The following is a 25,628-nucleotide window of genomic DNA, read 5'->3' on the forward strand; positions in this document are numbered from 1 at the left end:
GTTTCAGGCCACCGTCTCCACCTCAAAGGGCCGCTGGGCGTCGAATGCGCCCGTCCGGCAGATCGCACAGTCACCCGCGAGGTGCTGCTCGACGAGATCAGGGAATCCACTGAGCACGCTCTCGGCGATGTTGGCCGCCCCGTCGAGGGTTGCGCACGCGCCACGGCCGCGTAGCACCTGCGACCACCGCTCCAGGCGCGCGACGTCTTCTCGGCTGGCGACGCCGTCGCGCAGCGCCCCGGCGGCCGCAGCCATCGCCGCGGTGCCGTTGAAGCAGGACCCGCACTGGCCGGCGTTCTCCCGGTCGAAGTAGGCCAGCACCGCGGCGGCGACCGCTACCGGGCACTCCTCGGTCAGCAGGGCCACCGCCCCGCAGCCCAGACCGCTGCCGACCGCGCGCAGAGTTTCGTGATCCAGCGTGGTGTCCAGCACCGAACGGCCGAGCAGGCCGGCGAAGTAGCCGCCCATCAGCGCTCCGCGCAGGGATTCTGGGGAAACACCATGCAGGGCAAGCAGTTCGGTGAAGGGCAGGCCGTGCGGAATCTCATAGAGCGCGGGGACGCGGCCGGCGCCGGTCACGGTCACCAGGAACGTGCCGGGGGAGGCCGGTGTCCCGGCCCCGCGGAATCCGGCGGCGCCGTGCGTCAGCAGGTAGGGCAGGTTGGCCAGTGTCTCGACATTGCTGACCAGGGTCGGGTGACCGTCGACGCCGTGCTGAAACGGCCGCGGCGGCTTGTCGGTGGGTTTGGCCGGGCCGCCATTGATGACACGGACGGCGGCGGTCTCCTCACCGGCCACGTAGGCCGGGGCCACGGTGACCACCGAGATCTCCAGCCCGCCCAGGGTGTCGAAGCCCACCTCCGCCAGCGCCGCCTCGACCGCGGCGGCCGCAGCGGCATCGGAGACATAGATGTAGGCCCGTTGGGCGCCGACCGCGCGGGCGGCCAGTCGCACCCCGTCGATGATGAGGTGCGGGCGGTGGCGCAGCAGCCAGCGGTCCTTCACCGACGCGGGCTCGCCCTCCTCACCGTTGGCCACCACCACAGTCTGGTGGCCGTTCAGGTGCGCACTGCGCACGGTGCGCAGCTTGACCGAGAGCGGGAAGGCGGCCCCACCGCGGCCGAGCAGACCGGACTGATCGACCTCGGCCAGCAGCGTCTCGACGTTGTCCAGCAACGCATATCCACCGCCGGCCAGATACGCGCTGTGCGATTCGACCGCGGCGGGCAGTCGCACCAACCGCGGCGTGATGCCGGGGGCGGCGGCCACCGTCACGGCCGTGCCCGCCTGGGCAGTCGCGTTCATCGGTCACCTCTTCTGATTCGGGCGCCCAGCGGGGGATCGCTAGGCTGATGGCCATGAGAACGGCTGTTGTCCGCGTCGACGTCGACCCGACGGGTGAGCTGTCGCCGCAGCAGCTCACCGAGGGCATGGCGACCCTGCGGGCGTTGGCCGCTCAGTCCGGTATCGAGGTGGTGGACAACAACCTCGCCGTGATGCCGCGTGGGCGCCGTGAGGCCGAGATGCTGATCGTCGGCGCCGACCCACAGGAGCTGCAGCAGACGGCGATCACGATGTGCGCCAACGCCTTCGGCACACAGCCCCGGGCGGGGACGCTGACCTACGTGAGCCGCGGCACGGACGAGGACGCCCGCGGTGTGCTGGCCGGATTCGGCCTGACCGGTGAGATCGAGCGCACCGCCGGGGACGACGGCTACGACATCATCTCCGTCACGCTGCGCAAGGCCGACATGGCGCGGATCCCGGAGAGCCGGGTGCACACCGCACTGGAGGCGTCGACCAACTGCGAGGTGCACATCCGCCTGGTGTGAGCTGGCCATCGTGCTCACCGATCCAGGAATTCCAGGATGGCCGGAGCCGCCTGCACCCAGGTGTCGAACATGTTGAAATGCTTGACCCTCCCGGACGCACGGTCCTCGCCGGCCCGCTCCCAGGCGTCTTCCGGCCACGGCGGGTCGATCAGTGTCGAACCCTTGATCAGGCAGTTCACCTCCAGCGACGTGCGCTTGGGGTGGTCCCAGTCGTTCTCGCCGCCGCGGATGATCAGCGTGGGCACCTTGATGTCACCGAACAGCTCGTCGTCCACACCCGGGATCGCCTGGCCCGGCTTGGGCACGAACGCGTTGAGCCAGCGCAGCATGACGCGCAGGAACTCGTCGGTGTCCATCGCCAGGATGCGCTCGGAGTTCGCCGGGTTCTCGGCGATCCGTTCCTTCCACTCGTCCACGTGCAGAAGGCCTTTGATACCCAGTCCGCGGACAGCCAGGATACTGGGCACCAGATAGTAGGAGCCCAGCACGAACGAGCCGTAGACGCCGCCCACGATGTTCCAGGTGACGAGCTTGGTGGCGATCTCCGGGTAGAGGATCGTGGTGAGAATCGAATCCCTGGCCCCGCCGGAGCCGCCGGCGATGACGCACGGGCCGATACCCAGGCCGGTGATCAGCCCGTGCAACGTCTCGGCGCGCATATGGGATTCACTCTGGCCGTAGAACTGCAGGTCGGACTTGCCACAGTTGGGCCGGTCCCACAGCAGCACCCGGTACCCGCCGGAGACCAGTTCCTCGGCCAGCGGCCGAAGACCCTCGATGTCCTTGCTGTACCGGCCACCGGGCGTCAGGGCGATGAAGTCGCCCGTGTCGCCGAGGATTTCGTAGACGACGTTGCCACCGTTGATCTCGATGACCTCTTCGCCATCGCGCAGCACCGGCCCGCTCATGCCATCACGAGCACATCGTTGCCGACCACCCGCACGGGGTAGGTCCGGATGCTCCACTCGGGTTTGACCGCGGTGGTGCCGGTGGCGAGTTCGAAACCCCACTGGTGCCAGGGGCAGTAGATGAACTCCATGTCGCGCACCATCACCGCGTCACCGGGAACGCTCTCGTCGACGACGTTGCGACCGCGGGGGCGTCCGGAACATAGCGGGCCGCCTTCGTGCGGACAGTAGTTGGCGATCGCATAAAAGGTGCCGTTGACGTTGTAGACGCCGACACCGTGGCGGCCGATCGGCACCAGTTTGTGTGTGCCGGGCGGGATCTCGTCGACGGTGGCCACCACGTGCTCCCGGCCCTGGGCGAGTCGGGGTTGCTTGTCAGAAGTCGTCATGTGCTCAGAAGACCCGCATCTGGCCTTCGACGGCGGGCACGGTGTCGGGCAGCTTGTAGGTCTCGATGCCGTTGCGGAACATCACGGCCTCCCTGGCGTGTTCGGGCAGGTGCTTGACCAGCCAGCGCGGATCATCGTAGGTCCAGTGCGGGTAGTCCGAGGAGAACAGCAGGATCTTCTCGCATTCCATCCATTCGAAGGCGCGCAGCAGTTCGGTCTTGTCCTCGGGGTAGTCCAGCGGCTGGGTGGTGAACTTGATGTGGTCCTTGACGTACTCGCTGGGCTTGCGCTTGATGTCCAGCCAGGATTTGCGGGCTTCGTAGATGGCGTCCATCCGCCACATCAGCGGCAGGATCCAGTTGAAGGCGTGCTCCACGAACACAATTCGCAAGGTGGGGTAGCGGTCGAACACGCCGTCGAAGATCAGGCTCATCACCTGGTTGGCCGCGGTCAGCGAATAGCTGACCATGAAGTCATGGTTGTAGCTCGGGAACCCCACCGGCGGGATCGGCAGCGTTTCGTATACTCCGCGCGAGAGATGGCAGCTGACCACGATGTCGTGTTTGGTGGCGGCCTGCCAGATCGGGTCGTACTGGGGATGACCCCACGACGGGCGGGGCTCGGCCTTGATCAGTGCTTGGACCATGAACGGGTGGCCGGCCCACTTCTCGATCTCGCGGGCGGCACCCTCGGGGTCCTCGATGGCCACGCAGATCGATCCGCGCCAGCGCTCGTGCCAGTTGTTCTTGCTGTCCAGCCAGTTCTCGGCCTGCCAGGCGTTGTGCGCGTAGGACAGCGCGGCCGTGGCCTCCGGCAGCCGGCACGTCCCGTGCGTCGGCTCCAGCACCGCGATGTCGGCGCCGGCCTCCATGATCGCCTGCCGGAACGCCAGATCCGGATCGGTGCAGGCGAATTCGCCGTCGTCGGGAAAGGTGTCGACGCGCATGGCGTAGGCGTGCGCGTAATCGGGTGCGTCGTAGTAGATCAGCTCGCCGACCCGGTGGTTCATGAAGTACTTGCTGCGCAGTGGCTCGGGGATGTACTCCGCCAGCACGCCGCGGCGCGGCACCGGATGCACGTCGGAGTCCACACAGCGCACCGCAACGCGCTCGGTGGGGGTGACCCGGTCCTGGGTGTGAATAACAGTCATCGTGGTCTCCTTGTCCCTACTGCGCGACTCAATGTGTTCCGACGGCGGCCGGGATGTCGATGCCGTACAGTCCGGCGGCGTTGCGCCAGCACACCTTTGCCCGTTGCTCGGCCGTCCACGCCGCCGGCAGTGAGCGGGCGTCACCGCAGTGCCAGTGCGGATAGCTCGAGCCGAACATCAGCATGTCGTCCTTGCCGGTGAACGACAGCCACTCGTCGGCGAAGTCGGCGTCACCGGGCCCGTCGAGGCTGTTGTGAATGAAGTAGACGTGGCCCGGCAGGTAGTCGCTGGGCATCTTCGGGGCCCACGGTGTCTGCTCCAGATGCGGCCGGCCGAAGCAGTCCATCCGCCAGATGAACGGGGTGATCATGTCGGCGGCGCCGTCGGCCCAGACGAACTTCAGCTCCGGCATCCGCTCGAACACGCCCTCGGCGATCATGTTGAGCAGGTGGTAGACGTAGTTGAGCGACATGAAGCCCAGATACTGCTCAAAGGTCCGGGTGTGGCCTGACGGTGTCGGCGGGAACGCGATGCCCTCGCCGGGCTCGATATGGGTGGCCACCGGCAGGCCCGCATCCACCGCCGCCTCCCACAGCTCCCAGAACTGTGGCTTGCCGTAGAGCTCCCGGGACTGCAGCGGGATACCGATCTGCACCACCCGGGGATGGCTCTTGTACTTGTCGATCTCGCGTAGCGCGCCGGTGATGTCGTCGGGGTTGACGCGGATGGTGCCGCGGAACCGCTCGCCGTACTCGGGATGCTCCAGCCAGCGCGACACCATCATCTCGTTGTGCGCGGCCAGGATGGCGGTGCCCAGATGGCGGTCGGGCATGATGCCGCGGCCCATCGGATGCAGCACCGCGACGTCGACGCCGCGATCGGTGAACAGATGCCGGGCGACGACCTCGGGGTCGGAGCCGGGGTACTGGCCGTCGGGGCCGCGGGAACCCTTGACGTACTCCCCGCCCGGGGCGCCGTACCAGTCCATCTCGTAGTCGGGAAAGCCGCGGCTCTTGAACGGCTCGCGCATCACCGTCCGCAGCTCAGGCGTCGACCCGAAGAAGATGTGCACGCTCGCGTCGATGAGGGGCGTTGTCGTCCCGTCCCGGTTCTCGATCACCAATCCGCCTTCCCGCTGCCCGGCGTGCCTGACCGGATACCTCGTAGTGTAAATCCAAGTTCTTTCAATGCAAGAATAGTGTTCTCGCTGTGGAGAGTAGAACCTCGTTACCACTCTGCCTCACCTGACGGTAGGCAGCAAGGAAATTGGCCGGTAGAGTGCGATACCGAATTGAGAGAACCAACAACTCAATAATGGAGAATCAGGTTTCCAAAGGTTGGGTAGCTGGACAGGAGAAGTTGGGTGCTACTGGAATTCGACGCTGATCAGCGTTTGTGGCAGGACACCGTGCGCGACGCCGTCGCCAAGCAGTGTCCGGTCTCGTTGATCCGCGGTATCGCCGAGAACGGAGTGGATCCCGCCCCGCTGTGGGGTTCCTACGTCGAGCAGGGCTGGACGGAGCTCGCCGACCCCGAGAACGCGGTCGAGTTGGCGATCGTCTGCGAGGAACTGGGCCGGGCCACCGATCCCACCCCGTTCCTGGCCACCGCCACGCAGTTCGCTCCGCTGGCCGGCGATCGCTACGACCCGCAACTGGCCGGCGCCGCCGTCTACGACGGGGTCACCTCGCGCCGGGACGCCGACGGCTGGGTGCTCAACGGGACCGCCCGCCACGTGCTCGACGGTGATCGCGCCGAGAAGCTCGCGGTGGTCACCGATGGGGGCGTCTTCCTGGTGGACTGGTCGGCGATCACCGTCAGCCGCAACCCGGTCTTCGACCCGGTGCTGCACGTAGCCGACGTGACCTTCGCCGACGTGCGCGTCGCCGATGGCGACCGGTTGCCGGCCGACCCGGAGCGGGCGCGCCACGTCGCGTTGATGGGGATCGCCATCACCACCGTCGGGGCGTGCCAGCGGGTGCTGGACCTGGCTCTGCAGCATGTCCGGGACCGCCACCAGTTCGGGGTGCCGATCGGGTCCTTCCAGGCCGTTCAGCACAAGGCCGTCGACATGCACGTCGCGATCGAACGGGCCCGCGCGCTGGCCTATTTCGCGGCGCTGACGATCAGCGCCGACGACCGGCGCCGCCGGCTGGCCGCCGCGATGGCCAAGGCTGCCGCGGGGGACTGCCAGTCGGTGGTGTTCCGGCACGGCCTGCAGTTGTTCGGTGCCATGGGATTCACCTGGGAGAACGATGTCCAGTTCGCGCTCAAGCGGGCCAAGGTCGGCGAGCTGATGCTCGGCGGCGCCGCCGAACACCGCGCGATGATCGCCGAGGAATACGAGGACTTCTGATGCAGCTCACTTTTGATCCCGACGTCGAAGAGTTCCGTGCGGAATTCAGCGAGTTCCTCGACAAGCACCTGCCCTCGGAGGCTGAGACGCTCGAGCGGCCCCGCTCGGTGTCCCATATGCCGGCCTGGGCACGGCGCTGGCAGCGGCTGTTGTTCGACAACGGCTGGCTGCTGCCCGGCCAGCCGCCCGAGTTCGGCGGCCGCAACGCGACGATCCTGCAGCAGTTCGTCCACCTCGAGGAGCTGTGCCGTCGCCGCATCTACCACAGCTTCAATCCGCAGGGTGTCAATATCGTTGCGGCATCACTGATTTCGTTCGGCTCCGATGAACAGAAGCACCGCTGGGCGGTGCCGGTTCTCAAGGGGGAGAAGACGGCGTCACTGGGGATGAGCGAGCCCAGCGCCGGGTCGGACCTGGCCTCGCTGCGCACCCGTGCCGTGCTGGACGGCGATCACTTCGTGGTCAACGGCCAGAAGGTCTGGACCTCCGGAGCGCACGACGCCGACTTCCTGCTGACGTTCGTGCGCACCGATCCCGATGCCCCCAAACACAAGGGCATCAGCGTGCTGATCATCCCCACCGATGTGCCGGGTGTGGTCTGCCGGCCGTTCCCGTCGATCTGCGGGATTGACGACAAGGACTTCAACGAGGTCTTCTTCACCGATGTGCGGGTGCCTGCCGAGAACCTCGTCGGCCCGCTCAACGGCGGCTGGGGCGTCGCCAACGGATCACTGGGTCACGAGCGCACGATGATGTGGCTCGGTTTCGCCGACCGGATCGCCAACATGATCGGCGACTTCACCCCGCACACACCGCTGGAGAAAGACCAGTACGCCTCGATGATCATGGACTATCAGGCGCTTCGGCTGATGGGCTCGGCCGGGCTGGCGAAGGCCGCGCGTGGCGAGACCGATGTTGCCTCGGTCTCGGTGGTCAAGCTGTTCGGGTCCGAAGCCGAGCTGCGCGCTTCCGAAACTGCGCTCACCGCAGCGGGTTCGGAGGGTCTGATTCACCCGTCGACTACCGGCCCCTACGCGCATATGAATCTCGACCACTACTTCGCCAGCTGGTTCGAGCGCCATGCCCGCAGCTTCTCGGGCACCATCGCCGGCGGTACCTCAGAGATCCAGCGCAACATCATCGCCCAGCAAGTGCTGGGTCTGCCGCGCGGCAAGTAAACGTTGATCCAGACCTCACGCACAGGTCTACCCGTACTTCTTGTGCGTGAGGTCTGATTCAACGCAGCGCGGTCAGTCGATGACCGCGGCCTCCTTGCGTTCGGTGATCGGGCGGGCGAGCTCCTGCTCGTCGCAGATGCGCTGCAGCTTCTCCAGCGTCTCGTCCAGACCGGGGCCCAGCGGCTTGCCGGGGGTGAACGTCGCGGGCAGCTTGCGCATGCCCTGGATGACGCCGATGGTGTCGTAGTGCACCGTGCCTTCGGGATCGCACCGGAAGTCCGGCATCCGGTCGAGCACGCTGGTCAGCATGTCCTTGAACACCGTACGGGCCACATTCGAGCCGATGCAGCGATGCACGCCGATGCCGAAGCTGAAGTGGCGGTTGCCCCTCCCGGTGCACCGTGCCTGCGGGATCGCACCGGAAGTCCGGCACCCGGTCGAGCACGCGGGTCAGCATGTCCTTGAACACCGTACGGGCCACATTCGAGCCGATGCAGCGATGCACGCCGATGCCGAAGCTGAAGTGGCGGTTGCCCTTCCGGTCGAGGACCACCTCGTTGGGGTCGTGGAACACCGCGGGATCGCGGTTGGCCATCGCCCACGAGATCCAGACCCGCTCACCCTCCTTGAACTGGTGGCCTTCCAGTTCGACGTCATCGGAGAAGGTGCGGCCGTCGCCCGGGGCCGGGGTGTAGAACCGCAGGAACTCCTCGGTGGCCGGGTCGAGCAGGGTGTCCCGCTCGCGACTGAGCCGCTCGCGCTCGGCGGGGTGCTCGGACAGCCATTCCAGGGCATGGGCGGTCAGCGCGGTGGTGGTGTCGAAGCCACCGCCGATGATCAGCCCCAGCATGCCCAGGATCTCCATATCGGGTGCCGGCTCGCCGTCGATCCGCAGATTGATCAGTGCGTTGAGCAGTCCCGGGCGCGGATTCACCTTGGCATCGTTGAGCCGGGTGATGAGGTCGATCCCCATCTCCCGGTGCTGCTGGGCGACCCGCTCGGCGTCCGGTGAATGCTCGGGGGTGTAGATCGCGGCGTGGGTGGGCTCGCAGTAGACGGTCCACATCTTCAGCGGGATGCCCAGCAGCGCCATCGTCAGCACGGCGGGAACGACATTGGCCAGGTCGTCGATGAAGTCGATCCGTCCGGATTCGATCTTCTCGTCGATACTGGCCCGCACGATCTCGTGGACGAACGGCTCCCAGCGTGCGACCGCCGCCGGCGACAGGTACGGGTTGAGCACGTTGCGATAGATGCGGTGCTCGGGATCGTCCATCTCCAGCATGCCGCCGCGGGTCACCACGCGGCGGCTGGTGGGGATCGAAATCCCCTTGTAGCCGCGGCGTTCCCCGTTGATGTCGTGATCATTGGAGATGTGCGGGCAGCGGGCCAGCTCGAAGACCGCATTGCTGCCGGCCGCCACCCAGTGGCCGCCGTAGGTGTCCGACCACGCGATCGGGCACTTCTCGTGCATCTCCTCGGTGATCTTCTCGAACTGCACCCGGTACTCCGGGGTGTGCCGGTCGAAGTGGTACCGAGGTTGCTTGCGCTCGTCCGGCGCGGTGATGTCGTCGACGCTCAAGGCGTTGTCTCCCTTGACTTCTGGTGGGACGGTGAGTTCTCGGTCAGTCCTCGTCGATGAGGATCGCCTGTTCTGGGCAGGACTGCGCGGCCTCGCGCACGGCGTCCTCCTGGTCAACCGGGACGACCTCGGTGACTGCCGATGAGCTGCCGTCAATGTCGCTGAGCACGAACATCTCCGGTGCGATCATGGCGCACAGGGTGTGCCCCTGGCAGCGGTCCTGATCTACCCGAACCTTCACGGTGTGTCCTTCCGTTCTTCGCTGTCGAGTCGCGTGTCAGACGTGGTAGTCGTACCACTTGAGGTAGCCGCCGGCGTCGACCCGCAGCTGCATACCGGTGACATAGCGGGCCTCCTCGGAGGCCAGCCACAGCACCGCGTTGCTGATGTCGAGCGGCTCGACGAAATTGACCTTCATCGCCTGCTGCACACCGAAAACCGGCTCGGCATCGGCACGGGTCGGGTGTTCGAGATCGGGACGGAACGAGCGGTACATCGGCTCGCTCTGCAGCATGTCGGTGTTGCAGTTCGTCGGGTGCACCACGTTGGCCCGGATACCGCGGACGGCCAGTTCGGTGGCCAGGTCGTGGACATAGTTGGACAGCAGCCGCTTGGCCACCATGTAGGACATGCCGCCCGGGTCGCCACCGGGGTTGGGCTTGTTGTGGGCGTCCATCAGCGCCGCGGTGGAGCCGGTGGCGATGATCGACGCGCCCTCCTGCAGATGGGGAAGTGCCACCTGGATCGCGTTGATGGTGCCGATGAGGTTGGTGTTGATCACATCGCACCACGCCTGCAGCGGCGGCTCGCCCTTCATCCCGGCGATACCGGCCTGGGCGACAACGATATCGACCTTGCCGAATTCGGCCAGGCCCTGCTCGAGTGCGTCCTTGAGCTGGGCGGCTTCCCGGACATCGGCCTGCGCGGTCACGATGCCGCGGCCGGTCTTCTTGACCAGCTCGGCGGTCTCCTCCAGGTCCTCCGGGGTAGCCATCGGGTATCCGATGGTCTCGATGTCCTTGCACAGGTCGACGGCGATGATGTCGGCGCCCTCTTCGGCAAGCCGCAGCGCGTGGCTGCGTCCCTGCCCGCGCGCGGCACCGGTGATGAAGGCGACCTTGCCTTGGACTCGTCCCACAGTTGTTCCTTTCAGTGACGTTGGTAGATCGGTGTTTCCAGCCTGCTCAGGTGTTCCGGCCGCCGTTGACGCCCAGAATCTGGCCGGTGATGTAGCCGGCCTCCTCGGAGATGAAGAAGGCGCACGCCGCGGCGATATCCTCCGGTTTGCCCATCCGGCCCACCGGGGTCCGCTTGATCGCCTCCTCGATCGAGCCGAGGTTGCCCTTTTCTGCCGATGCGCGCAGCATCGGGGTGTCGATGAAGCCCGGGGGGACGGCGTTGACCGTGATGCCGGCCGGTCCGTATTCCAGCGCAAGGCTTTTCGTCAGTCCGTTGACACCCGATTTGGCGGCCACATAGGCCGACATGAACGGTGCCCCGGAGTGGGTGGACGACGAGGAGATGTTGACGATACGTCCCCAGCCCGCCTCGACCATGTCGGGCAGCACGGCCTGGATGGTGTGGAACACCCCGTGCAGGTTGATGTCGACGATCGTCTTCCACTCGTCGAAGCTGATGTTGGCGAAGCGCCGGAAGACCTCCTTGCCGGCTGCGTTGACCAGAATGGTCACCGGACCCAGGCTGGCGTGGATCTCCGTGACGGCGGCGTCGATCTGGGCGCGGTCGGTCACGTCGGCGATATAGGAGTGCGGAGTTTCCGATCCAGCGATGTCCAGGGTGGCCACCGTGTAGCCGTCCGAGCACAACCGACTGGCCACCGCTGCACCAATACCGGAACTACCGCCAGTCACCAGTGCCGTCTTCACCGACGGTCTCCGTCTCGGTTGAGCCAATCGATCTCGGTCGTCAAGAATCTCCCTTTCTGGAATGAGAACGCTACTCTCGCTGTGACGCATTTCGCAAGACACATTGACGCGAAGTGTCTAACTGCGGGAATGCTTCGCCAGGTGGCACTCCCGCGGGGCGGTGCAGGTCGTGACGGTATACGCGAAGGCGGCTTGAGTTCTCGTTGCCCGAATGTATGATTCGCCGAAGATGAGAACCGAGTTATCCGAACTCCGGGAGAGGCTGGTTTCCAGTGGACACAACGGCGACGATTGCCGGCGGCACCCACCAGCAGGAAGGCCAGGCGTCTGACCGGCACATGCTGATCGACGGCGAGCTGGTCGCAGCCGCCCGGAGCTACCCCTCGCTCAACCCGGCCACCGGTGAGGTCGTCGGATACGCCCCCGACGCCGACATCGCCGACGCGCAGCGGGCCATCGCCGCTGCCCGCACCGCATTCGACACCACCGACTGGCCGACCAACGTCGAGCTCCGGATCCGCTGTATGGACCAGCTCCACAAGGCCCTGCTCGACCACAGCGACGAGCTGCGTGCCATCACCATCGCCGAGGTCGGTGCCACGCGTGCGCTCACCGAAAGCGCTCAGCTCGACGACCCGATCAGGATCGTCGGCTACTACGCCGACCTGTTGAAGACCTATCCGATGACCGAGGACCTCGGGGAGATCGAGAGCCGCGGGCAGCGCCACCACCGCTGGGTGGAGAAGGAAGCCGCCGGCGTGGTCGCGGCGATCATCGCCTACAACTATCCCAACCAGCTGGCCCTGGCCAAGCTGGCGCCGGCGCTGGCCGCGGGCTGCACCGTGGTACTCAAGGCCGCTCCCGATACCCCGCTGACCACGCTGGCGCTTGGTGAGGTCATCGCCAAGTACACCGATATCCCCGCCGGTGTGGTCAACGTGATCAGCTCGACCGACGCGGCGGTCGGCGCGGCACTGACGGCCAGCTCCGATGTGGACGTCGTGACCTTCACCGGGTCGACGGCCACGGGTCGCAAGATCATGGCGGCCGCCGCCGAGACCATCAAGAAGGTCTTCCTGGAACTGGGCGGCAAGTCGGCCATGATCGTGCTCGACGACGCCGACTTCAACACCTGCGCGATGATGGCGGCGTTCATGATCTGCTCACACGCCGGGCAGGGGTGCGCCATCACCACCCGGCTGCTGGTGCCGCGCAGCCATCACGACGAGATCGTCGAACTGGTCAAGAACTTCATGGGCATGATCAAGTACGGCGACCCCGCCGACCCGGCCACCTATATGGGACCGCTGATCAGCGAGACCCAGCGCGAGAAGGTCGACGGCATCGTCAAGCGGGCCGTGGCAGCCGGCGCCACCCTGGTCACCGGCGGCAACAAGGTCGAGGGCCCCGGCTACTTCTACGAGCCGACCTTGCTGACCGACGTGGACCCGGACAGTGAGATCGCCCAGGAGGAGATCTTCGGACCGGTGCTGGCCGTGCTGGCCTACTCCGATGACGACGACGCCGTGCGGATCGCCAACAACTCCATCTACGGACTGTCCGGCGGTGTCTTCGGCGGGCAGGAGCGGGCCCGCGCCATCGCGCGGCGCATCCGCACCGGAACCATGGGCATCAACGGCGGCAACTACTTCGGGCCCGACACCCCGTTCGGCGGTTACAAGCAGTCCGGCGTCGGCCGTGAGATGGGCGTGGCCGGCCTCGAGGAGTTCCTGGAAGGCAAGACGCTCGCCGAGGTGGTCGGATGAGCAAGCCCCTGGAGGGTGTGCGCGTTCTCGAGGTCGCCATGTACGGCTTCGTGCCGTCCTGCGGTGCGGTACTCGGGGAGTGGGGTGCCGAGGTCATCAAAGTCGAGCACGCGGTGACCGGTGACCCGCAGCGCGGGCTGCGGCAGACCGGTCCGCTGCGCGTCGAAGGCGAACCGAATCCCAATGTGGAACATGCCAATCGGGGTAAGCGCAGCATCGGGCTGGACATGTCGGTGCCCGGCGGCAAAGAGGTACTGCTGGAACTCGTCCGGCGTTCGGACGTCTTCCTGACCAGCTTCCTGCCCGGTCATCGCCGCAAGTTCGGCATCGACGTCGAGGACATCCGCGCGGTCAACCCGGCGATCATCTACGCCCGCGGCAGCGCTTTCGGGCCGCGTGGCCTGGAATCGGAGAAAGGCGGTTACGACATGACCGCCTTCTGGTGCCGCGCCGGAACCGCGGCCACCATCACCCCACCCGGCATCGAAGGCATGATCGGACCGCCCGGGCCGGCCTACGGCGACACCATCTCCGGCACGAACCTGGCCGGCGGGATCGCGGCGGCGTTGTTCAAACGTGAACGCACCGGCGAACCTTCGGTCGTCGATGTCTCGCTGCTGGGCAGTGGGCTGTGGGCGATGGGGCACACCATCGCACTCACCCAGCATCTGGGGGAGCGGTTGGTGGCACCGGTGCCCGGCGTGCACGGTTCGCCGATCAATCCGCTGGTGGGCCTCTACGAGACCGCCGACGGACGCTACATCTCCTTCGTGATGATGCAGCCCACCAAGTTCTGGGCCGACGTGTGCCGGCACATGGAGATCACCGAATACATCGACGATCCGCGGTTCGGCTCTGCCGAGCAGATCGCGGCGCACACCGCCGACGCGGTGGAAATCCTGGGCAAGGCGATGGCCACCCGCACGCTGGCCGAGTGGTCCACGCGGTTCGCCACACTGGCCGGGCCGTGGGCGCCAGTGCAGGACACCTTGCAGGCTGCCGCCGATGCCCAGGTGCGGGCCAACGAGTATCTGGTCCAGGCCGGTGAACTGGAACTGGTGTCCAATCCGGTGCAGTTCGATGTGGCCGCTCCGCAGAGCGGCCCGGCCCCGGGTTTCGCCGAGCAGACCGACGAGATCCTCGAGGAGATCGGCCTGGACTGGGACCGCATCATCGAGCTCAAGACCGCCGGCGCGGTCACCTAGGCAACGCCGGAGAACTCATGTCCTGCCGCACCGAACTGGGTACCTTCCTTACCTTGAGGGCCTGTGACCTGGATCTCACTGGATCACGTAGCCCGGGTGAGATCACACAGGGTCGATACGCGTCCAATTCTTTGCCAGCTGGGCGCTATTTGCACACAAAAGCAATTGCGGATAGCGATGTGCCAATAACGCACGGCGTTAATACTCGGCCGTTCTCAGTTAAATCGATAGCGCAGCTATTCTTACCTGCCGATGGCAGTGGGGCACTCCGCGGCGGCACGCCAGTGGCGTCCAAAAGATGCACCTCAGACCGCATTTTTTCGGGTCGCGACGACGGACTGAGGGCCCGCGGGGATAGCACTGGCAGAGCCATCTCTGCGCCGCGAGCCAAGCGCATGAAGAATCGCGCGGACGCCGACGCGTTCGCCTACCGGACTTACAGGATGGCACGGTTGGCATCAGCTGATATTGATGTTGCTGAAGTTCACGATTCCCTCACCGTGACCCACCCGATCGGCTATGAAGATGTCGACTTCGCCGCAACCTCCACCACCCCGGAAGGACCGGTCGCCGATGGCAAGTAAGGGACCCGATCGTTGGTCGCCGGGTATTGCCCTGCGTAGTGGGGTGTCGGGGCCGATGCAGGCGATCGGTGGGTTGTTTGCGATGTCGGCTGATGCGGTGCGTTATGTGTTCCATAAGCCGTTTCAGTGGCGGGAGTTTTTGGAGCAGTCGTGGTTTGTGGCGCGGGTGTCGTTGGCGCCGACGTTGTTGGTGGCGATTCCGTTCACGGTGTTGGTGAGCTTCACGTTGAACATCCTGTTGCGGGAGTTGGGCGCGGCGGATCTCTCGGGTGCCGGTGCCGCGTTTGGTGCGGTGACGCAGGTGGGCCCTCTGGTGACGGTGTTGATCGTGGCCGGTGCGGGGGCGACGGCGATGTGTGCGGATTTGGGGTCGCGCACGATTCGTGAAGAGATCGACGCGATGGAGGTGTTGGGGATCAACCCGGTGCAGCGGTTGGTGACGCCGCGGATGTTGGCTTCGGGTCTGGTTGCGCTGTTGCTCAATTCGTTGGTGGTGATCATCGGCATTTTGGGTGGCTATGTGTTTTCGGTGTTTGTTCAGGATGTGAATCCGGGGGCGTTCGCGGCGGGGATCACGTTGTTGACCGGGGTGCCGGAGGTGATCATCTCGTGTGTCAAGGCGGCGTTGTTCGGGTTGATCGCGGGGTTGGTGGCTTGTTATCGGGGGTTGACGATTTCCGGTGGTGGTGCCAAGGCGGTGGGTAATGCGGTCAACGAGACGGTGGTGTACGCCTTCATGGCGTTGTTCGTGGTCAATGTGGTCGTGACGGCCATCGGCATCCGCATGACCACCCGGTAGAGGAACGCACCCATGGCACTCCCAGCGGTCTACCCGCGATTGACCCGGCAGCTCAAGCGACCCATCGGGACGCTGGGCCGCATTGGTGATCACACGCTGTTCTATGCCCGTGCGATTGGTGGGACGCCGCATGCGGCGGTGCATTTCCGTAAGGAGATCATTCGGTTGATTGCCGAGATCTCCATGGGGGCGGGCACGTTGGCGATGATCGGTGGCACGGTGGTCATCGTCGGGTTCTTGACCCTGGCCGCCGGTGGCACGCTGGCGGTGCAGGGCTATAGCTCGTTGGGCAATATCGGCATCGAGGCGCTGACCGGCTTTTTGGCGGCGTTCATCAACGTGCGCATCAGTGCGCCGGTAGTCGCCGGGATCGGGCTGGCCGCCACCTTCGGCGCCGGGGTGACCGCCCAGCTGGGCGCGATGCGGATCAACGAGGAGATCGACGCCCTGGAGTCGATGGGCATCCGCCCGGTCGAATACCTGGTGAGCACCCGGATCGTGGCCGGCATGGTGGCGATCACCCCGCTGTACTCGATCGCGGTGATCCTGTCCTTCGTGGCCAGCCAGTTCACCACCGTGGTGTTGTTCGGTCAGTCCGGTGGCCTCTATGACCACTACTTCAATACCTTCCTCAACCCGATCGATCTGCTGTGGTCGTTTCTGCAGGCGGTGTTGATGGCGATCACGATCCTGTTGATCCACACCTACTTCGGCTACTTCGCCACCGGCGGACCCTCGGGAGTCGGGGTCGCGGTGGGCAACGCGGTACGCACATCCCTGATCGTGGTGGTCTCGGTGACCCTGCTGGTCTCCCTGGCCATCTACGGCTCCAACGGCAACTTCAACCTGTCCGGATAGGGAGAAGACGTGACGCGAAACCTCGGTCCGGGCCCGGCTGACCGATCCGAAACCGAAACCGCCGCCGCGCCTATCGCGGCGCGGCCCGGCCAGAGCTTCGGCGCCCGCAGTTCCGCGCGCCCGCTCGCGGGTCTGGCGACGGTGCTCGCCATCATCGCCATCGTGGCCGTCTCGGTCGGGTTGTTCCGTGGTTCCTTCACCAAAACCGTTCCGGTGACGGTGATCTCCGATCGCGCCGGCCTGGTGATGAACCCCGATGCCCGGGTCAAGATGCGCGGGGTCCAGGTGGGCAAGGTGGCCTCGATCGAGGCCCGCTCGGACGGGACCGCGGCCCTGCACCTGGCGATGGATCCCGACCAGCTGCGCCACATTCCCGAGAACGTTCTGGTCGACATCGCCTCCACCACCGTATTCGGATCGAAGTTCGTCGAACTGGTACCGCCGGCGGATCCGTCGACGAGCCGGATGAAGCCCGGACAGGTGGTCACCGCCGGGCATGTGACCGTCGAGATCAATACTGTTTTCCAGCAACTGGTTTCAGTGCTCAACAAGCTGGACCCGGCCAAACTCAACGAGACCCTCGGCGCCATCTCGAAGGCGTTCAGTGGCCGTGGGGAGAAGATCGGGCAGACGCTGACCGACTTCGACCGGCTGTTGGCCAAGCTCGACCCCAGCCTGCCAAACCTGCGGCACGACATCGAGGTCTTCCCCGCAGTGGCCGATACCTACGCCGAGGCTTCCGACGATCTGATCCGCACCGCCGACAACGCCGCCCAGCTCAGTCGGTCGATCGTCGAGGAGCAGCAGAACCTCGACGCGGTGCTGATGAGTGCTGCCGGGTTCGCCGATCTGGGCAATGAAGTCCTCAGCGACAACCGGCAGGGGCTCACCGACGCGGTTCACGTGCTGCTGCCGACGACGGCCCTGCTGGCCAAGTACCACGAGAACATCTCCTGCGGCCTGGGCGGCATCGTTCCGTTCGCCACCTCGCCGCCGCTGCCGGTCCCCGGCGTCCTGGTCTCGGTCAGCTTCCTGCTCGGTATCGAGCGCTACCGCTGGCCGCAGGACCTGCCGAAGGTCAACGCCAAACTCGACCGCCCGATCTGCAAAGAGATGGGATTGCCCAACGTGCCCTACGAGTACGTGCCGCCGATGCTCGTCGGTGACGTGGGCGCCAACCCGTGGCGCTACGGCAACCAGGGCATCCTGCTCAACTCCGACGGCCTCAAGCAGGCGCTGTTCGGCCCGATCGACGGCCCGCCGCGTAACACCACCCAGATGGGGATGCCGGGATGATGCGCCGACACCGGACACTGATCAAGTTCGTCATCTTCGGGATCGTGATGTCGATCCTGACGGCCTCGCTGTTCTTCATCTTCGGGCAGTACCGCACCGGCGCCACCAACTCGTACTCGGCGGTGTTTAACGACGCCTCGCGGCTGAAGACCGGAGACACCGTGCGGGTGGCCGGAATTCGGGTCGGCACGGTCAACGATCTCGAGCTGCGCCCGGACAAGTCGGTGCTGGTGACGTTCGACGCGGACCGCGACGTGGTGCTGACCACGGGAACCAAGGCCGCCGTGCGCTACCTCAACCTCGTCGGCGACCGTTACCTGGAACTGGTGGACGGACCCGGCTCGACCCGGGTGATGCCGGCCGGATCGCAGATCCCGGCTGACCGTACGGCCGGAGCGCTGGACCTCGATCTGCTGCTGGGCGGCCTCAAACCTGTTATCCAGGGCCTCAATCCGCAGGATGTCAACGCGCTGACGACGTCGCTGATCCAGGCCTTCCAGGGCCAGGGCGGCACCTTGCAGTCGCTGTTTTCCAAGACCTCCTCGTTCTCCAATGCGCTGGCCGATAACAACCAGACCATCGAGCAGCTCATCGAGAACCTCAACACCGTTGTCGGGGTGCTGGCCAAGGACGGCGACAAGTTCGACGCGTCGATCGACAAGCTCGAGCAGCTGATCTCGGGACTGTCGGGGGACCGCGATCCGATCGGTACCGCCATCACCTCGCTGGACAACGGCACTGCCTCGCTGGCCAGCCTGCTCGGCGAAGCCCGCTCGCCGCTGGCCAAGTCGGTCGAGCAGATGAATCGCCTTGCGCCGCTGCTCTACGACAGCAAGGACGGACTGGAGGCCGGGATCAAGCGGATGCCCGGCAACTACCGCAAGCTCGTGCGACTGGGCGCCTACGGCAGCTTCATCCAGTACTACATCTGCGGCCTGTCGATCCGGGCGACCGATCTACAGGGCCGGACGGTGGTCTTCCCGTGGATCAAGCAAGAGACCGGAAGGTGCACGGAACCCGATGCTTAAGTACCGCGGAGCGAATCTGGCCAGGGCGGGTTTCCTTGGCGCGACCCTGATCATCCTGGTGATCCTGGTGGGCCTGCAGCCCGAGAAGCTGCTGTCGATGGCGACCAACGTCAAGTATCAGGCGGTGTTCAGCGAGGCCGGCGGCATCATGCCGGGTAACGACGTCACGGTGTCGGGTATGAAAGTCGGCAGCGTCCAGGATGTTTCGCTGGTCGACGGCGATGCCCTGGTCACCTTCCTGGTCAAGGGTGCGGTGCCACTGGGGTCGGATACGACCGCCCACATCCGCACCGGCACGCTGCTCGGCGAACGGGTGCTGACCCTGGAGTCGGCGGGCAGCGGCACGATGCCGCCGCGCACCCAGATCCCGATCACGAGAACGTCTTCGCCCTACTCGCTGACCGAGGCGGTCAGTGACCTGACCGCCAACACGGCGGGAACCGACACCGCCTCGCTCAACCAGTCGCTGGACACCCTGTCGGACACCCTCGATCAGCTTGCTCCGCAACTGGGTCCCACTTTCGACGGGGTGACGCGACTGTCCAAGTCGCTCAACGCCCGTAACGACTCGCTGGCCTCACTGCTCAAGAACGCTGCCGATGTCAGCGTCGTCCTCGGCAAGCGCAGCGAGAAGCTGAACACCCTGTTGCTCAACGGAAACGACCTGCTCGGTGTCCTCAACGACCGCCGGCTGGCGATCTCCAACCTGCTGGCCAACACCTCGGCGGTCGCCCAGCAGATCACCGGATTGGTCAATGACAACGAGGCCAAGCTGGCGCCGACGCTCAAGCGGCTGAACTCGGTGCTGGCGATGCTGGAGAACCAGCGTGACAACATCGCAAAGGCCCTGCCTGGGCTGGCGAAGTTCCAGCTGACCCAGGGCGAAACGGTGTCCAGCGGGTTCTATTACAACGCCTTCGTGCCTAACGTCCAGCCCGCCCAGCTATTGCAGCCGTTCTTCGACTATGCGTTCGGCTTCCGCCGCGGTATCGACGCCGGCCAGCCGCCGGACAACGCCGGACCGCGTGCCGAGATTCCGTTCCCCTACAACGGCATACCGCAGCCCAACGAACGGTGGGGTCAGCCATGAGACGGAATCGACTGGTCCTGGCGGCAGTGGCCCTGCTGGCTGTGCTGCTGCTCGCCGGTGCGGCGTTCCTGGTGCGCAAGATATATTTCGCCCCCACCACGATCACCGCCTACTTCCCGAGCGCCACCGGCATCTACCCCGGTGACGAGGTGCGGGTGTCGGGGGTGAAGGTCGGCAAGATCAGCTCGATCGAGCCGGACGGCACCCAGGCCAAGATCACCATGAACGTCGACCACGACGTCCCGGTGCCGGCCGACGCCAAGGCCGTCATCGTGGCCCAGAACCTGGTGGCCGCGCGCTACGTCCAGTTGACGCCGGCCTACCGCAAGAACAGCGGCCCGAAGATGGCCAGCGGCGCGGTGATTCCCGTCGATCGCACCGCGGTCCCGGTCGAGTGGGACGAGGTCAAGAATCAGGTCACCCGGCTGGCCACCGACCTGGGCCCGCAAGGCAACGTCTCGACCACCTCGGTGAGCAAGTTCATCGACAGCGCCGCCAACGCACTGGACGGCAACGGTGAGAAGCTGCGGCAGACCATCGCCGAGTTGTCCGGTGTCAGCCGGGTGCTCGCCGAGGGCAGCGGCAACATCGTCGACATCATCAAGAACCTGCAGGCCGTGGTGACGACGTTGCGGGACAGCAATGTTCAGATCGTCCAGTTCCAGGATCGGCTGGCCACGCTGACCAGCGTGATCAACGACAGCAGTTCGGATCTCGACGGCGCGATCACCAACCTGTCGGTGGCGATCGGCGAGGTGCAGCGGTTCATCGCCGAAACCCGTGACCCGACCTCCGAGCAGATCCAGCGCCTGGGCAATGTCACCCAGATCCTGGTGGACAACAAGACCGCGCTGGAGAACAACCTGCACATCGCGCCGACCGCATTCGCCAACGGCTACAACATCTACAACCCGGACACCGGCGATTTCGGCGGTGGCTTCACCCTGCCTAACTTCTCCAGTCCGGTCGGGTTCATCTGTGGCTCCATCGGTGCGCTGGAGAACACCACCGCGCCCGAGACCGCCAAGCTGTGTGCGCAGTACCTCGGCCCGGCCCTGCGGTTGTTGAACTTCAACTACATTCCGATTCCGACCAACCCGTACCTGATGAAGTCGGCGAACCCGAACAACATCGTCTACACCGACCCGTCACTGGCACCGGGTGGTCCGGGACCGCAGCGCGGTCCGGAGGATGCGCCGGCGATCTCGGCCTACACCGGGCTCAACAACGACGTCGGTGCGCCGCCCAATTACGGTCAGCCCCCGGCCATCGCGCCCGGACCGACCGCGCCTGATGTGCCGCACGCCCCGGTCTACCCGTCGCCGGCGCTGTTGCCGGGACAGTCGGTGCCGACGGTGTCCAACCTGCCGGGCATGTTGATGCCGGGCACCACCGGACCGATTCCCGACCCGTCGTATGTGCCGCCGGACGCCCCGCCCGCGCCGGCCGCCCCGCCTGGTCCGCCCATGCCGGCCGAAGGGACACCGTGATGAGTAGAACGACGATTCGGCACGCTGGAATCGAATTCGCCGGTGCTGATGAACGACGTCGTGATCGGCAGCGTCGGCAAGATGTCGCTGAAGGGCTGGCATGCGGATGTCGAGATCTCGGTCAAGCCTGAGATCGAGATCCCGGCCAATGCCGTGGCGACGGTGGGGCAGACCAGCCTGCTGGGCTCGATGCATGTGGCGCTCAACGCTCCGCTGGGGGACAAGCCCAGTGGACGTCTGGTTCCCGGCGCCACGATTCCGCTGAGCCAGACCTCCAAGTATCCGTCGACCGAGCAGACGCTCTCGGCGGTGGCGGCAGTGGTCAACGGTGGCGGGCTCGGGCAGATCTCCGACATCATCCACAACTTCAGCACCGCGCTGTCCGGGCGAGAGGACGACGTCCGGGATCTGCTGACCCGGCTGGACAACTTCGTCGGTGTGCTCGACGAGCAGCGCGACAGCATCATCGCCTCGATCAAGTCCCTCAACCGGCTGTCGGGCACCTTCGCCGGACAGACCGAGGCGATCGACCGGGTGCTCACCGAATTGCCACCCGCCCTCGACGTTCTCATCAAGGAACGGCCCGCACTGACCACCGCGCTGCAGAAGCTCGGCACCTTCAGCGACACCGCCAGCGGGGTGGTCAACAACGTCCAGGCCGACCTGGTGCAGAACCTGAAGAACCTGGAGCCCGCCCTCAAAGGTCTTGCCGATATCGGTCCCGACATCGGCAAGGCGCTGGCCTATGCGACGACGTTCCCCTACAGCCAGGGTCTGATCGACCGCGCCGTGCGTGGTGACTACATGAACCTCTACGCGGTGCTGGACTTCACCATCCCGCGCCTCAAACGAGGTCTGTTCCTCGGTACCCGCTGGGGTGAGGAGCACGCGAAACTCGTTCCCGCGCCCGGTGATCCGTGGTACCTGAACTACACCTACGAACCGCTGTCCGCCGGTGTCGCGCCGCCGCCGCAGGGTGACGACGGTGCGCCGATCAGTGCGGCCTCCGGGCCGATGCCACCGGTCAACGGGCCGGTCCTGCCGGTCGTACCGCCGGAATTCGGCGGGCTGCTGTCGGTGCCGAACCAGGAGGAGATCGACAAGATCTTCGCCGGCCCCTACGCCGCGCCACCGGGACCGCCGCCGGCCCCTGCTGCACCCACCGGAGGAAACTGATGCTGACGCGTTTCGTCCGAAACCAGCTGATCATCTTCACGATCGCCTCGATCATCGGTGTGGCGGTGATGGTGTTCACCTACATGCAGGTGCCCACGCTGCTGGGGCTGGGAAAGATCACCGTGAAGTTGGAGCTGCCGGCCAGCGGCGGGCTCTACCGGTTCTCCAATGTCACCTACCGCGGTGTTCAGATCGGCAAGGTCACCTCGGTGGACCTGACCGACACCGGCGCGGTCGCCACGATGTCGCTGGACACCTCGCCGAAGATCCCCGCCGATCTGCAGGCCAACGTCCGCAGCATCTCGGCGGTGGGCGAGCAGTTCGTGGATCTGGTGCCGCGCACCAAGTCCGGGCCGTATCTGGAGGACGGCTCGGTGATCCCGGTGAAGGCGGCCTCGATTCCCCAGCCGGTGGGCCCGATGCTCGATCAGGTGAGCAAACTGCTCGACACCATCCCGCAGGACAAGATGGCTCAACTGCTCGACGAGTCGTTCAAGGCCTTCAATGGTGCGGGTTTCGACATCCAGTCACTGCTGGATTCCGCGTCCAAACTGTCCGGTGACATCAACGGCATCTCGGATCAGACCCGGGCGCTGGTCGACGACACCGGGCCGCTGCTGGATGGCCAGGCGCAATCCTCGGACTCCATCAAGATCTGGTCGCGTAGCTTCGCCGGGATCAGCGACACGCTCAACAACAGAGATCCGCAGATTCGCACTATCCTCAAGACCGCGCCCGGTGCGATCTCGGAGGTCTCGGCGCTGCTGAACCAGGTCAAGCCGACGCTGCCGGTGCTGCTGGCCAACTTGAACACGGTGGGCCAGGTTCTGGTCACCTACAACCCGGGTATCGAGCAGCTGCTGGTGATCCTGCCGGCCTACATCGCCGCCCAGCAGTCCTTCGGTCTGCCGAAGAACAACCCGACCGGCCTGCCGCTGGGCGAGTTCTCGGCGATGTTCGGCGACCCGCCGCCGTGCACCGTGGGATTCTTGCCGCCGTCCCAGTGGCGTTCGCCCGCTGACCTGTCCGATATCGACACGCCGGACGGCCTGTACTGCAAACTGCCTCAGGATTCACCGATTTCGGTGCGCGGCGCCCGCAACTACCCCTGCATGGACAAGCCGGGTAAGCGGGCACCCACGGTGGAGATCTGCAAGAGCGACAAGCCCTTTGAGCCGCTGGCGATGCGCCAGCACGCGACGGGACCCTACCCATTCGACCCGAATCTGGTGTCGCAGGGCATCCCGCCGGATGACCGGGTGACCTTCCAGGATCAGATCTACGGTCCGCTGGAAGGCACCCCCCGCCCGCCGGGGCCGGTGCCGGCCGCGCCCGGGCCTACCGAGGCTCCGTTGGCTCCGGCCGCGGCCCAGGTGCCGCCCGCGCCGGAAGCTGTTGCGCCCCAGGCTGATCCGGCGGGTCCGCTGCCCGGTCCGGCTCCCGCGGAGGCGCCTGCCCCCGACGGCGGTGCGGTGCCCGTCGCGCCCAGTGGGTACGGGGCCGACGGCAGTGCCACCCCGAAGGTGGCGGTGGCCTACTACGACCCGCAGAACGGCCGCTATCTGACCCCGGACGGCCAGTATCGGCAGCAGTCGACGGTGGTTGCCGGCGGTACGCCCAAGTCGTGGAAGGACCTGCTGCCGACCTAGGCGGTGGTCCGGATTGGAGAGACCGTGATGCGTGCAGTCAACGTGACCCTCGGTGCGTGCGCTGTAACCCTCGTCGCCGCAACAGGTGTCGCGGCCCCGGCGCAGGCCAGTGGTCCCTATGGGATCGAGCTCAACGGGCGCTACCTGGTCACCTCGATCGGCAGCATGTCGAAGACCAACGAGGTGTTCCACGACGAGCAGAGCGTGCAGCAGGTGTGGACCACCACCTCGACGTGCGAGAGCCCGACATCGTGCACCGGTCACATGAGCAGCAGCCTGGGCTGGGAGGCCGACATGGTCTACACCGAGGACCGCTGGGTGGTGCGGCGCACGATCCCGAACTGGGAGCCGTGCTACGACGGCTCGGCCTCACCGGGCAAGCAGGAATTCCGGTTCTGGGTGGTCGATTCCAACGGTCAGCGCTACCCGTCGGACGGGTCGCTGTTCGGCGGGTACGACGAGACCTACGGCCTCAGCGGTGCCTGCGGGCGAAACCTGCCGTTGGTCATCAAGATGCCGGTGCGGGTGCAGCGCATCGTCGGCTGATCGTCAAGGCCATCAGGAGAATTCGACGTCGGACATCTTGATCTGTCCACCGTCGCGCTGCAGGCTGACCACCACCCGCCAGACCCGCGGCTGCTGATCCTCCTTGGGGGCGTTGGGCCCCTCGCGATGCGAGGTAGCCGCCACCAGGACCACAGCTGTCTCGTCGTCCATCTGCTCGACCGCGGCGTCATTGACGGTCACCTTGGTGATCATCTTCGAATCCTGCAGCGCCTTGATCAGATCCTCGGAGCTGTCCTTGAAGTTGTTCTGGAACTTGCCCACCGAGTCGTCGATGACCCGCTGCACGCTTTCCTTGGCCTGGTTGTAGTCCATCGACATCAGGTTGACCACACCCTGGCGGGCGGCCGCCGCGTACTCGGCGGTGCGGTGCCGCTCGTCGGCGGCCTTCTTGTGCTCCCAGAGCATGTAGCCGGTCGCGCCGAGCAGGCCGGCGATGACGAGCACCACCACGCTGGCCGCCACCGCCTTCACCGACGGCAGCCGAAGCCGGCGCTTGCGGGCGGGTGCCGGCTCGTCGGCGGTCTCGTCCTCGAGGTCGGCGTCGGCATCGAGGTCGGCGTCGGCATCGCTATCGGCGTCGGTGTCGGTCGCGTCCTGCGACGCGGTGTCGGTCTCAGTCTCGGTGCCGCCGGCCGCCTCCAGCTTGCGGCGCAGCTCCTCTGCGCGGGCCCGGGCCGCCTCGGCACGCGCCTCGGCCTCGGCGGCAGCGGCCTCGGCGGCAGCAGCGGACCCGAGGGTGTCGTCGGCGTCGGGCGTCTCGGACTCACGCTTGCCGGGCGGCATCGGACCTCCTCGTCCTTCGCGGTCGATTGCGGACCGTGACGTTAGCAGTGCCACCT

The 25,628-nt window shown here is 66.0% G+C and carries 23 protein-coding genes and 3 pseudogenes; 15 read left to right on the forward strand and 11 right to left on the reverse strand.

Annotated features, from left to right (window positions below; all coding sequences use genetic code 11):
- Window positions 1-3 precede the first annotated feature (3 nt).
- Window positions 4-1,305, reverse strand: a complete 1,302-nt coding sequence (locus tag BN3385_RS15135) for an NADH-ubiquinone oxidoreductase-F iron-sulfur binding region domain-containing protein (RefSeq protein ID WP_059017709.1) — start codon at window positions 1,303-1,305, stop codon at window positions 4-6.
- A 53-nt stretch (window positions 1,306-1,358) separates the two neighbouring features.
- Here BN3385_RS15135 and BN3385_RS15140 point away from each other — a divergent pair, with 53 nt between their 5' ends.
- Window positions 1,359-1,832, forward strand: coding sequence for a hypothetical protein (locus tag BN3385_RS15140; protein WP_059022000.1), 474 nt, complete (start codon window positions 1,359-1,361; stop codon window positions 1,830-1,832).
- Between the two features lie 14 nt (window positions 1,833-1,846).
- Here BN3385_RS15140 and BN3385_RS15145 read toward each other — a convergent pair whose 3' ends face one another.
- Genes BN3385_RS15145 through BN3385_RS15160 form a run of 4 tightly spaced genes read right to left on the reverse strand, consistent with a single transcriptional unit; the run spans window position 1,847 to window position 5,399 of the window.
- On the reverse strand, window positions 1,847-2,740 hold the full coding sequence (locus BN3385_RS15145) for an alpha/beta fold hydrolase (protein ID WP_059017711.1): 894 nt from the start codon (window positions 2,738-2,740) through the stop codon (window positions 1,847-1,849).
- Window positions 2,737-3,129 carry a Rieske (2Fe-2S) protein gene (locus tag BN3385_RS15150; protein ID WP_059017713.1) on the reverse strand — a complete coding sequence of 131 codons (393 nt, stop codon included), beginning with the start codon at window positions 3,127-3,129 and terminating at the stop codon, window positions 2,737-2,739. Before BN3385_RS15150 ends, BN3385_RS15145 begins: the two co-directional genes overlap by 4 nt.
- 4 nt (window positions 3,130-3,133) lie before the next feature.
- Complete coding sequence (locus BN3385_RS15155) at window positions 3,134-4,279, reverse strand: amidohydrolase family protein (RefSeq protein WP_059017715.1); 1,146 nt, start codon at window positions 4,277-4,279, stop codon at window positions 3,134-3,136.
- Window positions 4,280-4,307: 28 nt separating this feature from the next.
- Window positions 4,308-5,399 carry an amidohydrolase family protein gene (locus tag BN3385_RS15160; protein ID WP_059017717.1) on the reverse strand — a complete coding sequence of 364 codons (1,092 nt, stop codon included), beginning with the start codon at window positions 5,397-5,399 and terminating at the stop codon, window positions 4,308-4,310.
- A gap of 243 nt (window positions 5,400-5,642) precedes the next feature.
- Here BN3385_RS15160 and BN3385_RS15165 point away from each other — a divergent pair, with 243 nt between their 5' ends.
- Window positions 5,643-6,635 carry an acyl-CoA dehydrogenase family protein gene (locus BN3385_RS15165; RefSeq protein WP_059017719.1) on the forward strand — a complete coding sequence of 331 codons (993 nt, stop codon included), beginning with the start codon at window positions 5,643-5,645 and terminating at the stop codon, window positions 6,633-6,635.
- Window positions 6,635-7,813 carry an acyl-CoA dehydrogenase family protein gene (locus BN3385_RS15170; protein ID WP_059017721.1) on the forward strand — a complete coding sequence of 393 codons (1,179 nt, stop codon included), beginning with the start codon at window positions 6,635-6,637 and terminating at the stop codon, window positions 7,811-7,813. Before BN3385_RS15165 ends, BN3385_RS15170 begins: the two co-directional genes overlap by 1 nt.
- 72 nt (window positions 7,814-7,885) lie before the next feature.
- Here the strand turns inward: BN3385_RS15170 and BN3385_RS29435 are convergent.
- The 5 genes and pseudogenes from BN3385_RS29435 to BN3385_RS15190 form a co-directional block, all read right to left on the reverse strand.
- A pseudogene (locus tag BN3385_RS29435) lies at window positions 7,886-8,203 on the reverse strand (cytochrome P450); the annotation flags it as partial.
- Window positions 8,202-9,395, reverse strand: a pseudogene (locus BN3385_RS15175) (cytochrome P450); the annotation flags it as partial. The pseudogenes BN3385_RS15175 and BN3385_RS29435, both read right to left, overlap by 2 nt.
- A 43-nt stretch (window positions 9,396-9,438) precedes the next feature.
- Window positions 9,439-9,636 (reverse strand): ferredoxin, encoded by a 198-nt coding sequence (locus BN3385_RS15180; protein WP_059017723.1) that lies wholly within the window; start codon window positions 9,634-9,636, stop codon window positions 9,439-9,441.
- A 36-nt stretch (window positions 9,637-9,672) separates the two neighbouring features.
- On the reverse strand, window positions 9,673-10,533 hold the full coding sequence (locus BN3385_RS15185) for a mycofactocin-coupled SDR family oxidoreductase (RefSeq protein WP_059017725.1): 861 nt from the start codon (window positions 10,531-10,533) through the stop codon (window positions 9,673-9,675).
- A gap of 46 nt (window positions 10,534-10,579) precedes the next feature.
- A complete protein-coding gene (locus BN3385_RS15190) occupies window positions 10,580-11,281 on the reverse strand; it encodes an SDR family NAD(P)-dependent oxidoreductase (RefSeq protein ID WP_059017728.1) in 702 nt (233 codons plus the stop codon).
- Between the two features lie 338 nt (window positions 11,282-11,619).
- Between BN3385_RS15190 and BN3385_RS15195 the strand changes: the two genes are divergently transcribed.
- The 12 genes and pseudogenes from BN3385_RS15195 (at window position 11,620) to BN3385_RS15250 (ending at window position 24,768) form a co-directional block, all read left to right on the forward strand.
- Complete coding sequence (locus tag BN3385_RS15195; RefSeq protein WP_082690717.1) at window positions 11,620-13,047, forward strand: aldehyde dehydrogenase family protein; 1,428 nt, start codon at window positions 11,620-11,622, stop codon at window positions 13,045-13,047.
- Window positions 13,044-14,252, forward strand: a complete 1,209-nt coding sequence (locus BN3385_RS15200; protein WP_059017731.1) for a CaiB/BaiF CoA transferase family protein — start codon at window positions 13,044-13,046, stop codon at window positions 14,250-14,252. The genes BN3385_RS15195 and BN3385_RS15200 overlap by 4 nt, the downstream gene beginning before the upstream one ends.
- Before the next feature lie 395 nt (window positions 14,253-14,647).
- Window positions 14,648-14,836, forward strand: coding sequence for a thiolase C-terminal domain-containing protein (locus BN3385_RS28645; protein ID WP_059017733.1), 189 nt, complete (start codon window positions 14,648-14,650; stop codon window positions 14,834-14,836).
- A complete protein-coding gene (locus BN3385_RS15210) occupies window positions 14,826-15,635 on the forward strand; it encodes an MlaE family ABC transporter permease (protein WP_059017735.1) in 810 nt (269 codons plus the stop codon). The genes BN3385_RS28645 and BN3385_RS15210 overlap by 11 nt, the downstream gene beginning before the upstream one ends.
- A 12-nt stretch (window positions 15,636-15,647) precedes the next feature.
- The gene (locus BN3385_RS15215) at window positions 15,648-16,493 is read left to right on the forward strand and encodes an MlaE family ABC transporter permease (protein WP_059017737.1); all 846 of its coding nucleotides are present in this window, start codon (window positions 15,648-15,650) and stop codon (window positions 16,491-16,493) included.
- 9 nt (window positions 16,494-16,502) lie between these two features.
- On the forward strand, window positions 16,503-17,789 hold the full coding sequence (locus BN3385_RS15220; protein WP_059017739.1) for an MCE family protein: 1,287 nt from the start codon (window positions 16,503-16,505) through the stop codon (window positions 17,787-17,789).
- Window positions 17,786-18,817, forward strand: coding sequence for an MCE family protein (locus BN3385_RS15225; RefSeq protein WP_059017741.1), 1,032 nt, complete (start codon window positions 17,786-17,788; stop codon window positions 18,815-18,817). Before BN3385_RS15220 ends, BN3385_RS15225 begins: the two co-directional genes overlap by 4 nt.
- Window positions 18,810-19,907: an MCE family protein gene (locus BN3385_RS15230; RefSeq protein ID WP_059017743.1), complete on the forward strand. Its 1,098-nt coding sequence runs from the start codon at window positions 18,810-18,812 to the stop codon at window positions 19,905-19,907. The genes BN3385_RS15225 and BN3385_RS15230 overlap by 8 nt, the downstream gene beginning before the upstream one ends.
- Complete coding sequence (locus BN3385_RS15235; RefSeq protein WP_059017745.1) at window positions 19,904-21,397, forward strand: MCE family protein; 1,494 nt, start codon at window positions 19,904-19,906, stop codon at window positions 21,395-21,397. The genes BN3385_RS15230 and BN3385_RS15235 overlap by 4 nt, the downstream gene beginning before the upstream one ends.
- Window positions 21,398-21,418: 21 nt before the next feature.
- Window positions 21,419-22,573 (forward strand): annotated as a pseudogene (locus tag BN3385_RS15240) (MCE family protein); the annotation flags it as partial.
- Entirely contained in the window at window positions 22,573-24,222 is a 1,650-nt protein-coding gene (locus tag BN3385_RS15245; protein WP_059017747.1) for an MCE family protein, read from the forward strand. The pseudogene BN3385_RS15240 and the gene BN3385_RS15245, both read left to right, overlap by 1 nt.
- Window positions 24,223-24,249: 27 nt before the next feature.
- Window positions 24,250-24,768 carry an Rv2253/PknI dimerization domain-containing protein gene (locus BN3385_RS15250; RefSeq protein WP_059017750.1) on the forward strand — a complete coding sequence of 173 codons (519 nt, stop codon included), beginning with the start codon at window positions 24,250-24,252 and terminating at the stop codon, window positions 24,766-24,768.
- A 12-nt stretch (window positions 24,769-24,780) separates the two neighbouring features.
- Here the strand turns inward: BN3385_RS15250 and BN3385_RS15255 are convergent, their stop codons facing one another.
- Entirely contained in the window at window positions 24,781-25,572 is a 792-nt protein-coding gene (locus BN3385_RS15255; RefSeq protein WP_059017752.1) for an Rv1363c family protein, read from the reverse strand.
- Between the last annotated feature and the right edge of the window lie 56 nt (window positions 25,573-25,628).

Source organism: Mycobacterium sp. M26 (assembly GCF_001494595.1).
Classification (GTDB): domain Bacteria; phylum Actinomycetota; class Actinomycetes; order Mycobacteriales; family Mycobacteriaceae; genus Mycobacterium.